14 protein-coding genes are annotated in these 12,619 nt (G+C 63.9%); 9 read left to right on the top strand and 5 right to left on the bottom strand.

Annotated features, from left to right (window positions below; all coding sequences use genetic code 11):
- The first annotated feature begins 4 nt into the window (after positions 1-4).
- A complete protein-coding gene (locus BGP85_RS13865) occupies positions 5-730 on the top strand; it encodes a hypothetical protein (RefSeq protein WP_103448467.1) in 726 nt (241 codons plus the stop codon).
- 138 nt (positions 731-868) lie between these two features.
- On the opposite strand, the gene BGP85_RS13860 is transcribed toward BGP85_RS13865, so the two are convergent.
- Positions 869-1,726, bottom strand: coding sequence for an SDR family oxidoreductase (locus tag BGP85_RS13860; RefSeq protein WP_103448466.1), 858 nt, complete (start codon positions 1,724-1,726; stop codon positions 869-871).
- A gap of 191 nt (positions 1,727-1,917) precedes the next feature.
- Between BGP85_RS13860 and exbB the strand changes: the two genes are divergently transcribed.
- The 6 genes from exbB to BGP85_RS13830 all read left to right on the top strand — a co-directional run bounded on the left by exbB (position 1,918) and on the right by BGP85_RS13830 (position 8,631).
- Positions 1,918-2,883, top strand: a complete 966-nt coding sequence (exbB, locus tag BGP85_RS13855) for a tonB-system energizer ExbB (RefSeq protein WP_103448465.1) — start codon at positions 1,918-1,920, stop codon at positions 2,881-2,883.
- Positions 2,884-2,886: 3 nt separating this feature from the next.
- A complete protein-coding gene (exbD, locus tag BGP85_RS13850) occupies positions 2,887-3,315 on the top strand; it encodes a TonB system transport protein ExbD (RefSeq protein WP_103448464.1) in 429 nt (142 codons plus the stop codon).
- Complete coding sequence (locus BGP85_RS13845) at positions 3,312-4,046, top strand: energy transducer TonB (protein ID WP_103448463.1); 735 nt, start codon at positions 3,312-3,314, stop codon at positions 4,044-4,046. The genes exbD and BGP85_RS13845 overlap by 4 nt, the downstream gene beginning before the upstream one ends.
- Before the next feature lie 94 nt (positions 4,047-4,140).
- A complete protein-coding gene (locus tag BGP85_RS13840; RefSeq protein WP_103448462.1) occupies positions 4,141-5,067 on the top strand; it encodes a hydrogen peroxide-inducible genes activator in 927 nt (308 codons plus the stop codon).
- Between the two features lie 3 nt (positions 5,068-5,070).
- Positions 5,071-7,149, top strand: a complete 2,079-nt coding sequence (gene recG / locus BGP85_RS13835) for an ATP-dependent DNA helicase RecG (protein ID WP_103448461.1) — start codon at positions 5,071-5,073, stop codon at positions 7,147-7,149.
- A gap of 78 nt (positions 7,150-7,227) precedes the next feature.
- On the top strand, positions 7,228-8,631 hold the full coding sequence (locus tag BGP85_RS13830) for an aminoacyl-tRNA deacylase and HDOD domain-containing protein (RefSeq protein WP_103448460.1): 1,404 nt from the start codon (positions 7,228-7,230) through the stop codon (positions 8,629-8,631).
- Between the two features lie 33 nt (positions 8,632-8,664).
- On the opposite strand, the gene BGP85_RS13825 is transcribed toward BGP85_RS13830, so the two are convergent.
- The 4 genes from BGP85_RS13825 to BGP85_RS13810 form a co-directional block, all read right to left on the bottom strand.
- Complete coding sequence (locus BGP85_RS13825; protein WP_103448459.1) at positions 8,665-9,039, bottom strand: helicase; 375 nt, start codon at positions 9,037-9,039, stop codon at positions 8,665-8,667.
- Between the two features lie 145 nt (positions 9,040-9,184).
- Complete coding sequence (locus BGP85_RS13820) at positions 9,185-9,481, bottom strand: HU family DNA-binding protein (RefSeq protein ID WP_103448458.1); 297 nt, start codon at positions 9,479-9,481, stop codon at positions 9,185-9,187.
- 187 nt (positions 9,482-9,668) lie between these two features.
- The gene (locus BGP85_RS13815; RefSeq protein WP_103448457.1) at positions 9,669-10,817 is read right to left on the bottom strand and encodes an NAD(P)/FAD-dependent oxidoreductase; all 1,149 of its coding nucleotides are present in this window, start codon (positions 10,815-10,817) and stop codon (positions 9,669-9,671) included.
- A gap of 16 nt (positions 10,818-10,833) precedes the next feature.
- The gene (locus BGP85_RS13810) at positions 10,834-11,001 is read right to left on the bottom strand and encodes a rubredoxin (RefSeq protein ID WP_027917042.1); all 168 of its coding nucleotides are present in this window, start codon (positions 10,999-11,001) and stop codon (positions 10,834-10,836) included.
- Between the two features lie 113 nt (positions 11,002-11,114).
- On the opposite strand from BGP85_RS13810, the gene BGP85_RS13805 reads away from it, so the two are divergent.
- Together BGP85_RS13805 and ubiA are read left to right on the top strand one after the other, a co-directional pair.
- Positions 11,115-11,672, top strand: a complete 558-nt coding sequence (locus BGP85_RS13805) for a chorismate--pyruvate lyase family protein (protein ID WP_103448456.1) — start codon at positions 11,115-11,117, stop codon at positions 11,670-11,672.
- Positions 11,672-12,562: a 4-hydroxybenzoate octaprenyltransferase gene (gene ubiA, locus BGP85_RS13800; RefSeq protein ID WP_103448455.1), complete on the top strand. Its 891-nt coding sequence runs from the start codon at positions 11,672-11,674 to the stop codon at positions 12,560-12,562. The genes BGP85_RS13805 and ubiA overlap by 1 nt, the downstream gene beginning before the upstream one ends.
- Positions 12,563-12,619: the final 57 nt, after the last annotated feature.

The following is a 12,619-nucleotide window of genomic DNA, read 5'->3' as shown; positions in this document are numbered from 1 at the left end:
CGTCATGCGTCAAGCACTGCCCATCGCGCTGGCAGCCCTGCTTCTGGGCGGCTGCGCCAGCCACAAACCCGAAGATTTCAACGGCACCTGGATCAACCAGGACGCCATCAAGGCCGCCATCAAGGGCGACAGCCTGCGCCAAGCCCTGAACGAACACGGCCCGGTATTCGAGTGGAAGCTCGATGTGAGCAGCCAGCGAGCCAGCTACAGCAATGGCTTCGAGGCGGCCGACGGCCAACTGAGCGCCAACGACAAGCAATGGCAGGCCAGCTTCCCGGGCGGCCAGACTGAATTGCTGGCACTCGACGGCGACGAACTCGAAGCCACCGACCAGAGCGGCACCAAGCAGACCTTCGTGCGCGCCAAGCAACCTGGCAATACGCCGCTGGGTGGCAGCTTCGAGAAGGCGCTGTACCAAGCCTACCTCGGTGGCGACTGGAAGATCATCGAAGGTCAGGGCAAGGGCGCCACCGTACACTTCAGCGATACCGGCAACGTCACCGGCCTGCCAGGCCCGGACCGTTTTGCCCTGTGCCTGGCCGGCGACTGCGCCAGCATGGGTGGCAACAACGACAGCCTGTGGCTGGAGCGCAATCAGCGCGGCGCGCCGTTCATCTTCAAGCGTGATGGCGACAAGATCGCAATCTTCCAGGCGATCAACACTGCCCAGGCGGACGAGATTCCGCAGCTTGCAGCCGGCGCACAGCAGTGGGTGCTGGAGCGGGACTGAAGACCGCTCTCAAACCGAACGCTGCCCCTGCAGAAGGGGGCTTGTCCCGCGAAGAAGCCCCCCGCGGAGCCTGACACCGGCTTTGCCGGTGTTCGCGGGGCAAGCCCGCTCCTACAAAAAACCAGCCAAGCAGCGAATTCAGCTTTTGCCTTCCAGAATCGCCGCATAGCCTTCCTTGTAGCTCGGATACTCCGGCGCCCAGCCCAACGCCCGCACCCGGGCATTGCTGCAACGCTTGCTGCCAGTACGGCGCACCCGCTGCTCATCGGACCACTCGGTAACACCCATGTACTCGCGCAGCCAGGCCACAACATCGGCCAGCGGTGCCGGGTCGTCATCGACGCCGATGTAGCAATCCTCAAGCGCCACACCTTCGGCATCGGCCTGCAGCAGGAACGCCATCAGGCTCGCTGCATCCTCGGCATGAATCCGATTGCCATACAGCGGCGGCTCCTCGGCCACCCGATAGCCTTGCCGCACCTGGCTCAGCAGCCACTCGCGACCCGGGCCGTAGATGCCGGTCAGGCGAATCACGCTGGCAGGCATGCCGCTGGCCAGCGCCAATCTTTCGGCCTCAAGCATCACCTTCCCGGAATAACCTTCAGGTTCGGTGGGCGCGGTTTCGTCGATCCATTCGCCTTCCTTTTGCGCGAACACGCTGCTGCTGGAGACGAACAGCAAGCGCCGTGGGCGCTGACCACGCTCGGCCAGCCACGCCAGTACATGGCGCATACCGTCGACGTAAGCGGCTTGATAGCCAGCCTCATCATGCTGGCTGGCGGCGACGCAGTACACCAGGTAGTCCGGCGAACGCTGTGGCCATGCCTGTGGAATGGCAGGGTCGGACAGGTCGGCAGCGATGGGCGCGATGCCCTCGGGCAGTTGCTCGACCGAGCGGCGGAGGCCACTGATTTGCCAGCCTTTGGCCAGCAGCTGGCGGGCCAGACGGCCGCCTACATCACCACATCCCACGATAATTGCGCAAAGGCCTGACATCACAATACTCCCTAGACCAAAGGATCAGGCTAGCCGTATTACACGATAGGCGGCTAGACCGCAGGTGAAAAAAGCAACAAGATTACTTTTGTTAACAAGAATTACTTGCAATAATGGCACCCCTATCTGTTCTCGGCCGATCTCGAGGCCGTGGAGAACGTACACTTTCTTCTTCATCAGGTCCGGCCAGCATGACACGTACTCAACTTTCCGCTTCGCCAACCCCGTCGCGCGCCTGGCGCGCCATCGCCGCGCTGCTGCTTAGCCTGGTGCTGGCCCCGGTGGCCATGGCCGATGAGCCTGCCGCCAACACCGCCGCCCCAGCTGCTGCCGCTGCGGCCACCCCTGCCACTCCAGCACCCACTGCGGTCGAAGGCCAGGCCGCCACGCCGGTCGATGCACCTGTCGCCGCTGACCCAGCCGTTCAGCAACTGGTTGAAGACACCTCGCTGGGCATGGCCCACGACCTGTCCCCATGGGGCATGTACAAGAACGCTGACATCGTCGTGAAAATCGTGATGATCGGCCTGGCCATCGCCTCGATCATCACCTGGACCATCTGGATCGCCAAGGGCTTCGAGCTGATGGGCGCCAAGCGCCGCCTGCGTGGCGAGATTGCCGCCCTGAAGAAGTCGGTGAGCCTGAAAGAAGCCAGCACCGTCGCCAATAAAGAAGGCACCCTGGCCCACATCCTGGTCCACGACGCCCTCGAAGAGATGCGCCTGTCGGCCAATGCCCGCGAGAAAGAAGGCATCAAGGAACGCGTCAGCTTCCGCCTGGAGCGCCTGGTAGCCGCCAGCGGTCGCGCCATGAGCAACGGCACCGGCGTGCTCGCCACCATCGGCTCTACCGCGCCGTTCGTCGGCCTGTTCGGTACCGTGTGGGGCATCATGAACAGCTTCATCGGCATCGCCAAGACCCAGACCACCAACCTGGCTGTAGTTGCCCCAGGTATCGCCGAGGCCCTGCTGGCCACTGCACTGGGCCTGGTCGCAGCGATCCCGGCCGTGGTCATCTACAACGTCTTCGCCCGCTCCATCGCCGGCTACAAGGCACAGGTGTCCGACGCCTCCGCCCAGGTGTTGCTGCTGGTCAGCCGTGATCTGGACCACCAGGGTGGCGACCGCGCCGCCCCGCACATGGTGAAAGTGGGGTAAACCATGGGCCTGCATCTGAACGAAGGTGGCGACGACCTCGCCGAAAACCACGAAATCAACGTTACGCCGTTCATCGACGTGATGCTGGTGCTGCTGATCATCTTCATGGTCGCAGCCCCGTTGGCCACGGTCGACATCAAGGTCGACCTGCCGGCCTCGACTGCCAAGCCGGCACCGAGGCCCGAGAAACCAGTGTTCGTCAGCGTCAAGGCCGACCAGAAGCTGTATGTCGGCGACGATCAGGTACCTGTTCCCGAACAGCTTGGCCCGATGCTCGACGCCAAGACCAAGGGCGACAAGGAAACCACCATCTTCTTCCAGGCCGACAAGGGCGTGGATTACGGTGACCTGATGGAAGTGATGAACAACATGCGCGCGGCCGGCTACCTCAAGGTCGGTCTGGTAGGTCTCGAGACGGCAGCCAAGAAATGACGAAACCGCGCTCAAACGTGGCGCGCTACGGGGGCAGCCTGGCGATCGTGCTGGGCGTGCACGTGGGCGCCGTGCTGCTGACGCTCGACTGGTCGGTGCCCCAGGCCGTCGAGCTGCCCCCGGCAGCCATGATGGTCGAGCTGGCACCGCTGCCCGAGCCCGCGCCGCCGCCACCACCGAAAGCCGCCCCACAGCCACCGGCACCGGTAGAAGAACCACCGCTGCCCAAGCTGGTCGAGGCGCCGAAACCGAAGATCGCCATCGCCAAGCCGCCCAAGCCGAAGCCCAAACCTCAGCCACCGAAGCCTGAGAAGAAGCCTGAGCCGCCGAAGGATGAGCCACCGGCCAAGGAACAGGTAGCCGATACGCCGCCAAGCAACACGCCACCGCAGAAGTCGGCGGCACCGGCGCCAAGCATCGCTTCCAACAGCCAGGCGCTGCCAACCTGGCAGAGCGACTTGCTGCGCCACCTGGCGAAGTACAAGCGCTATCCGGAGGACGCTCGCCGTCGCGGCCTGCAAGGCATCAACCGCCTGCGCTTCGTGGTCGACGCCGAAGGTAAGGTGGTGTCCTACTCCATGGCAGGCGGCTCCGGCAGCGCGGCCCTGGACCGGGCGACCATGGAAATGATCCGCCGCGCCGGTACGGTACCCAAGCCGCCAGCCGAGTTGCTGACCAATGGCACGATCGAAGTAGTGGCTCCGTTCGTCTACTCGCTGGACCGTCGCTGATACTTTTGTTTCTGTCACAAATCGGCAAGTCTGATAACGTGCGTCTATCGATTGCAGCCGCTATGCTGGGCCCGCAACTTCATGGACGCACGTTATGACCCTCACAGAATTACGCTACATCGTCACGCTCGCCCAGGAGCAGCACTTCGGCCATGCTGCCGAGCGCTGCCACGTCAGCCAGCCGACCCTGTCGGTCGGCGTGAAGAAGCTTGAGGACGAGCTTGGCGTGCTGATCTTCGAGCGCAGCAAGAGCGCGGTGCGCCTGACCCCGGTCGGCGAAAGCATCGTGGCCCAGGCGCAGAAGGTACTGGAGCAAGCCCAGGGCATTCGCGAGCTGGCCCAGGCTGGCAAGAATCAGCTGACCGCCCCGCTCAAGGTCGGCGCCATCTATACCGTCGGCCCGTACCTGTTCCCGCACCTGATTCCGCAGCTGCACCGGGTGGCGCCGCAGATGCCGCTGTATATCGAAGAAAACTTCACTCACGTGCTGCGCGAGAAGCTGCGCAACGGCGAGCTGGATGCAGTGATCATCGCCTTGCCGTTCAACGAAGCCGATGTGCTGACCCTGCCGCTGTACGACGAGCCGTTCTGTGCGTTGATGCCGGCCGACCACCCGTGGACGGCGAAGAAGACCATCGACACTGCCATGCTCAACGACAAGAGCCTGTTGCTGCTTGGCGAGGGCCACTGCTTCCGCGACCAGGTGCTGGAAGCCTGCCCGACGCTGAATAAAGGTGGCGAAGGCTCCAAGCACACCACGGTCGAGTCCAGCTCGCTGGAAACCATCCGCCACATGGTCGCGTCCGGCCTGGGGGTGTCGATCCTGCCGCTGTCGGCCGTGCACAGCCATCACTATGCGCCTGGGGTCATCGAAGTGCGTCCGCTTTCCCCGCCTGCACCGTTCCGTACCGTAGCCATTGCCTGGCGCGCCAGTTTCCCGCGGCCGAAGGCGATCGAGATCCTTGCCGACTCGATCCGCCTCTGCTCGGTGGCCAAGCCACCTGTGGAACAACCGGCCTGATCCATGACTGAGCTGTCGAAGGTCTCGGTCACGGCGCTCAAGGGCGTAGGCGATGCCATGGCGGAAAAGCTCGCCAAGGTCGGCCTGGAGAACCTGCAGGACGTGCTGTTCCACCTGCCCCTGCGCTATCAGGACCGTACCCGCGTGGTGCCGATCGGCCAGCTGCGCCCGGGCCAGGACGCGGTGATCGAGGGCGTGGTCAGCGGTGCCGACGTAACCATGGGCAAGCGCCGCAGCCTGGTGGTACGCCTGGGTGACGGCACAGGCGTGTTGAGCCTGCGCTTCTACCACTTCAGCAACGCGCAGAAGGAAGGCCTCAAGCGCGGCACCCACCTGCGCTGCTACGGCGAAGCCCGCCCCGGCGCCTCGGGCCTGGAAATCTACCACCCGGAATACCGCGCGCTGAATGGCGACGAGCCGCCGCCACCGGTCGAGCAAACCCTGACGCCGATCTACCCGTCAACTGAAGGCCTCACCCAACAGCGCCTGCGCCTGCTCTGCCAGCAGAGCCTGGGGATGCTCGGGCCGCGCAGCTTGCCCGACTGGCTGCCCGATGAACTGGCCCGCGACTACCACCTGGCGCCGCTGGATGATGCCATCCGCTACCTGCACAACCCGCCGGCCGATGCCGACCTCGACGAGCTTGCCGAAGGCCAGCACTGGGCCCAGCACCGCCTGGCCTTCGAAGAGCTGCTGACCCATCAGCTGTCGCAGCAACGCCTGCGCGAGAGCCTGCGCAGCCTGCGGGCGCCGGTACTGCCCAAGGCCAAGCGCCTGCAGGCACAGTACCTGGCCAACCTGGGTTTCCAGCCGACCGGGGCGCAGCAGCGGGTAGCCAACGAAATCGCCTATGACCTCAGCCAGCACGAGCCCATGATGCGCCTGGTGCAGGGCGACGTCGGCGCCGGCAAGACCGTAGTCGCCGCCCTCGCCGCACTGCAGGCCCTGGAAGCCGGCTACCAGGTGGCGCTGATGGCGCCTACCGAAATCCTGGCCGAACAGCATTACATCACCTTCAAGCGCTGGCTGGAGCCGCTAGGCATCGAAGTCGCCTGGCTGGCCGGCAAGCTCAAGGGCAAGGCCCGCGCCAGCGCGCTGGAGCAGATCGCCGGCGGTGCGCCAATGGTGGTCGGTACCCACGCGCTGTTCCAGGAAGAAGTTCGCTTCAAGCACCTGGCCCTGGCGATCATCGACGAACAGCACCGCTTCGGCGTGCAGCAGCGCCTGGCGCTGCGCAAGAAAGGCGTGGCCGGCGAGCTGTGCCCGCACCAGCTGATCATGACCGCCACGCCAATCCCACGCACTCTGGCCATGAGCGCCTATGCCGATCTCGACACCTCGGTACTCGACGAGCTGCCGCCAGGGCGCACGCCAGTGAATACCGTGCTGGTCGCCGACAGCCGCCGCTTCGAAGTGGTCGAGCGGGTTCGCGCCGCCTGTGCCGAAGGGCGCCAGGCCTATTGGGTTTGCACGCTGATCGAAGAATCCGAAGAGCTGACCTGTCAAGCGGCTGAGAGCACTTACGAAGAGCTTGGCAGCGCACTCGGCGAACTGCGCGTGGGCCTGATCCACGGCCGCATGAAGCCGGCAGAAAAGGCCGAGGTCATGGCCGAGTTCAAGCAAGGCAACCTGCAACTGCTGGTCGCCACCACGGTGATCGAGGTCGGTGTGGACGTGCCCAACGCCAGCCTGATGATCATCGAGAACCCCGAACGCCTGGGCCTGGCCCAGCTGCACCAGCTGCGTGGCCGGGTTGGCCGAGGCAGCGCGGTGAGCCACTGCGTGTTGCTGTATCACCCGCCGCTGTCGCAGATCGGCCGCGAACGCCTGGGCATCATGCGGGAAACCAACGATGGCTTCATCATCGCCGAGAAAGACCTTGAGCTGCGCGGGCCCGGCGAAATGCTCGGCACACGCCAGACCGGCCTGCTGCAGTTCAAGGTCGCCGACCTGATGCGCGACGCCGACCTGCTACCGGCCGTGCGTGACGCGGCCCAGGCGCTACTGGCGCGCTGGCCCGACCACGTCAGCCCGCTGCTCGATCGCTGGCTGCGCCACGGTCAACAATATGGGCAGGTGTGACGCCTGTACCAGAATGGACCCAGCTTTGCCAACAGGCTGGTTATACTTCGCGTTTAAAAGAATTTGTGGATACAGACCATGACTGAAGTTGCCCTGGACACCGCAACCCCACACGCACCGTCTGTCATCCGGCTGTTGCTCGAAAAAGTGCGCGTTGCCTTCGAAGAGGTAGCGGAACATCCGGAGCTGCCAGCCGCGTCCCGAGTGCAGGCGGTCCTGCTCGACGACGAGATCGGCGCCCTGCTGGTGCTGTTCCCGCAGAGCAAGCTACTGGACCTCAACCGTCTCGAAGAGTTGACCGGTCGCAAGCTCAAGGCCGTGCCGTTGCCACGCCTCAAGCAGATGCTCGACAAGCACCAGCTCAAGGCCTTGCCGGCCATTCCGGCCCTGACCAGCTCGCCCTGCCTGTACGAAGGCAAGCTGCTCGAGGCCGAAGACCTGTTCATCCAGTCCGGTGAGGACGGCCTGCTGCTGAAAGTGCGCCGTGATGATTTCAAGCGCATGCTCGCCAAGGCCAGTGCCGGCACTTTCGGCCAACCTGTGCGCGATATCCGCCCCAACCTCGATCGTCCGGATGACGACCCCAAGGAAATCACCCAGGCAGTCCAGGCCTTCACGGCCCGGCGCATCCAGAAGCGCCTGGAAGAGACCATCGAGATCCCGCCACTGGCTGACACCGCACAGAAGATCATCAAGCTGCGGGTCGACCCCAACGCCAGCATCGACGACATCACCGGCGTGGTCGAAACCGACCCGGCCCTGGCCGCCCAGGTGGTCAGCTGGGCCGCTTCACCCTACTACGCCTCACCCGGCAAGATCCGCTCGGTAGAAGACGCCATTGTCCGAGTACTGGGCTTCGACCTGGTGATCAACCTGGCCCTTGGCCTGGCGCTGGGCAAGACGCTGAGCCTGCCCAAGGACCACCCGCAGCAGGCCACGCCGTACTGGCAGCAGTCGATCTACACCGCAGCCATCATCGAAGGCCTGACCCGCGCCATGCCGCGCGCCGAACGCCCGGAAGCCGGCCTGACCTACCTGGCAGGGCTGCTGCACAACTTCGGCTACCTGCTGCTGGCGCATGTATTCCCACCGCACTTCTCGTTGATCTGCCGCCATCTGGAGGTCAACCCGCACCTGTGCCACACCTACGTGGAACAACACCTGCTGGGCATCAGCCGCGAGCAGATCGGCGCCTGGCTGATGAAGCTTTGGGACATGCCCGAAGAGTTGTCGACCGCGCTGCGTTTCCAGCATGACCCGGCGTATGACGGCGAATACTCGGCGTACCCCAACCTGGTGTGCCTGGCAACTCGCCTGTTGCGCTCGCGGGGGATTGGTTCGGGGCCACAGGAGCAGATTCCCGATGAACTGCTGGAGCGCCTGGGGCTCACCCGGGACAAGGCGGAGGAAGCGGTGAACAAGGTGCTCGAGGCCGAGGCCTTGTTGCGGGATCTGGCGTCGCAACTCAACGCCCCGCATTGAGGCCATTGGGGCTGCTTTGCAGCCCCGGCGATTTCAGCCTTTCTTCTTGGGCTTGAGGTACTTCATCAGCCCCTGGAACCACATCACCAGCGCCGGGTTGCCCTTGATCTGGATGTTCTTGTCCTGAATGCCCTGCATGAACGCCAGCTGCTTGTTGCTCGCCTGCATCGTCGCAAAGCCATAGGCCGCGTCCTTGAAGGCGATGGCGAAGGCCGGCTGCGGATGGCTGCCGCCTTTGCTGCTGATGCGCTCGCCGCTGACGATGAAGTGCCGCGCCACCTTGCCGTCCAGCGTCTGCATCTGGAACACCAGGTCCTTGTCCTTGAGTTGCTGCTGGAATGCCGGGTTGTTGCGGCTGGCCCGGGCCATCAGCAGCCCCATGGCCCAGAGAAGAAAGCGAAACTTCATCAGCGCGCCTCGAATAAATAATGACTGAAGCGCGCAGTTTATCCTTTTCCTGAACTTATTACGCAAGTTCGCAACACTTAGCCTCCAAAATGCATACGGGCGCCCTGGGGCGCCCGCTTGGATGACACTGAGGGTCAGCAGTCGATCACTTTTTCTTGGCTGGCTTGGCCGGTACGTTGACGCTGTCGCGCAAATTCTTGCCAGGCTTGAAGGCAACGGTATTGCTGGCCTTGATCTTCACCGGCTCACCGGTTTGTGGATTCTTGCCAGTGCGGGCACCACGATGACGTTTTTCAAAGGTGCCGAAACCGACCAGGGTGACCGTGTCCTTGTCCAGGGCTCCGGTGATACTGTCGAGAATCGCGTTCAGCACCAAATTGGCCTTTTCCTTGGTCAGATCAGCCTTTTCGGCGATGACGGCGGCGAGTTCTGGTTTGCGCATAGTGAAGCCTCTTTGACGGGATTTCTTGTTGTTATGCCGTGCTGCCATTGAAGCAGCGTTCAAGGCACCGCAGGCTCTAATCTGCGGCAGACGGAACTGAGAATGGCACGCCCACCGAGGCCGCGCCAGTATCTGGGCGGCCATTGTGCTGACAACAACAGGATAAATCCGACAGAACGCCCGCTATTTACGCCATCAGGGCGGGTAACTGCCGATTCAGCGCCAGCTTTTCCATGACGGCGCTGCCGGTCAGGGCATAGCCGAGCAACTGCCCGTCGCTAGCATGGCAGAGCACTTTGAGGTCGCTACCCTGCCCTTCGACCTGCCAGTTGCCTTCACGGCCCACTGGCGGCGGAGATACCACCAGCGGGCACGCCGGGGTCTTCACGGTGATCGGCATCGGCCCATAGCTGACCGGGGTCGGGTTGCCGGCCAGGGTCTGCGCCAGGGCACGGGCGCAGGCCATCAACGGCATGACGTAGAGCAGGTTGATACCGTCGACTTCGGCGCAGTCGCCAAGGGCGAAAATATTGTTGTGCGAGGTACGCAGTTGGCGGTCCACGACCACGCCGCGATTGGTCTGCAACCCGGCGGCAGCGGCGAGGTCGGTACGTGGGCGCAGGCCGATGGCCGATACCACCAGGTCGCAGGTGATCACTTGTCCATCGGACAGATGCGCCTCAAGCCCTTCACCCGCCTGTTGCAAGCGCGTCAGCACCGGGCCGAGGTGGAAGCGTACGCCCAGCCCTTCCAGGCCGGCTTGCACGGCAGCGGCGGCCGCCGGGTGCAACAAGGTCGGCATGACCTGCTCGCAAGGCGCCACCACGTCGACCTCGAAACCGCCCAGGTGCATGTCGTTGGCGAACTCGCAACCGATCAGGCCGGCACCGAGAATCAGCACGCGCTGCTTGCCCGCAGCAGCGGCCCGGAAGCGCGCGTAGTCTTCAAGGTCGTTGATCGGGAATACCCGCTCGGCACCATCGCCTTCGATCGGCACTCGCACGGTCTGCGCCCCCCAGGCCAGTACCAGGTCGCGATACGCGATCGCCTCTTCACCGATCCACAGGCGCTTGTGGCCCGGGTCGATACCGCTGATGCGGGTATGGGTGCGGATCTCGGCCTTGAGCTGCTCGGCCATCACGCCAGGTTCGGCCATGCACAGCCCATCGGCGTCCTTGTGCTTGGCAAAACCGGTGGAGAGCATGGGCTTGGAGTAGGAACGGCCATCGTCGGCGGTAATCAGCAGCAGCGGCGTGTCGCCATCGAGCTTGCGGAATTCACGGGCCAGGTTGTAGCCGGCCAGGCCGGTACCAATGATTACCACGGGGGACGTCATGCGCTGCTTTCCTCTATCAGCCGATGGAGATCATTTCGAAGTCGCTCTTGCCCACGCCGCAGTCAGGGCACAGCCAGTCTGCCGGCACGTCTTCCCAGCGAGTACCGGGCGGGATGCCGTCATCCGGCCAGCCTTCGGCTTCGTCATAGATCAGGCCACAGACAATACACTGCCACTTTTTCATCAGGTCTTTTTCCTCGTTGTCGCTCAGGCTTTGTTGTAGCCGGCCATTATGCAAGCAGTCGGGGCAATCATGCTAAGCTCGCCGCCTCTCTGGCTGTAATCAAGCATACCGACGTGTCGTACGAATCCCCGCAAGCAGCCGCTCTCGCGTGGCTGCCGTATTCACAGCTGGCCACTGAAATCGACCAGCCAACCCTGGCCTGGCTGTTCGACGAAGGCTCCCTGACTCGCCGCCTCACCCAGCTGTCCCAGGACCACTTCAGTGTCACCCCCCTGTTCGAAGGCTGGCAACCGCTGCGCGATGACGAATGTCTGGCGCTGAATATCGCTCCAGGCGCCGAAGGCTGGGTGCGCGAAGTGTTCCTGCGCGGGCATGGCGAACCTTGGGTGTTCGCCCGCAGCGTGGCCAGCCGCAGCGCCCTGGAACGGGGCGGGCTGGACCTGGAAACCCTGGGCAGCCGCTCGCTGGGCGAACTGCTGTTCTGCGACCAGGCGTTCATTCGCCACCCGCTCGAAGTGTGCCGTTATCCACAAGGCTGGTTGCCAGCCAATGCCGCACAAGCCGGCTTGTGGGGGCGCCGCTCGCGCTTCGCCCGTGACGGCCTCGATCTGCTGGTGGCCGAGGTTTTCCTGCCTACACTGTGGCAAGCGGCCAAGGAGGAGAACCGCTGATGTACCTGCAACTGCTCAAGTCGCTCAACCGCCTGCACCCACGGGCCTGGGACTTCGTCCAGCTCAGCCGCATGGACCGGCCGATCGGCATTTATCTGCTGCTCTGGCCGACCCTGTCAGCGGTATGGATTGCCGGGCACGGTTCGCCAACCTTCGCCAACGTGCTGATCTTCGGCCTGGGCGTGGTGCTGATGCGCGCCGCCGGCTGCTGCATCAACGACTTCGCCGACCGCAAGGTCGATGGCCACGTCAAACGTACTGCCGACCGCCCGCTGGCCAGTGGCCGGGTCAAATCGCGCGAGGCGCTGGCGTTGTTCGCCATCCTGGTCGGGGTGAGCTTCCTGCTGGTGCTGTGCACCAACAGCCGGACCGTGTGGCTGTCGTTCGGCGCGGTGGCGCTAGCGTTCTGCTACCCGTTCATGAAGCGCTACACCTATTACCCGCAGGTGGTGCTGGGTGCCGCGTATTCCTGGGGCATTCCCATGGCCTTTACCGCAGCCGGGGGCGAGTTGCCGGCCAGTGCCTGGCTGCTGTACATCGCCAACCTGCTGTGGACGGTGGGTTACGACACCTACTACGCCATGGTCGACCGTGATGACGACCTGAAGATCGGGGTGAAATCGACCGCGATCCTGTTCGGCGATGCAGACCGAACGATCATCCTGACATTGCAGTTGCTATCGCTGGGCTGCCTGCTACTGGCGGGTAGCCGTTTCGAGCTGGGCGGCTGGTTCCACCTGGGGTTGCTGGGTGCCGCGGTGTGCTTCGCCTGGGAATACTGGTCGACGCGCAAGCTGGACCGCGAGTCGTGCTTCAAGGCGTTTCTGCACAATCACTGGGCGGGGTTGCTGGTGTTCATCGGGGTGGTACTGGATTACGCCCTGCGCTGATCCTTACCTCCCCTGTGGGAGCGGGTGAGCTCGCTCCCACAGGGCCAAGTGTCAGCT

This window comes from Pseudomonas putida, from assembly GCF_002906855.1.
GTDB lineage: Bacteria > Pseudomonadota > Gammaproteobacteria > Pseudomonadales > Pseudomonadaceae > Aquipseudomonas > Aquipseudomonas putida_N.
The sequence above is the reverse complement of the archived record's forward strand: the minus strand, read 5'-3'. Positions and strand labels throughout refer to the sequence as shown.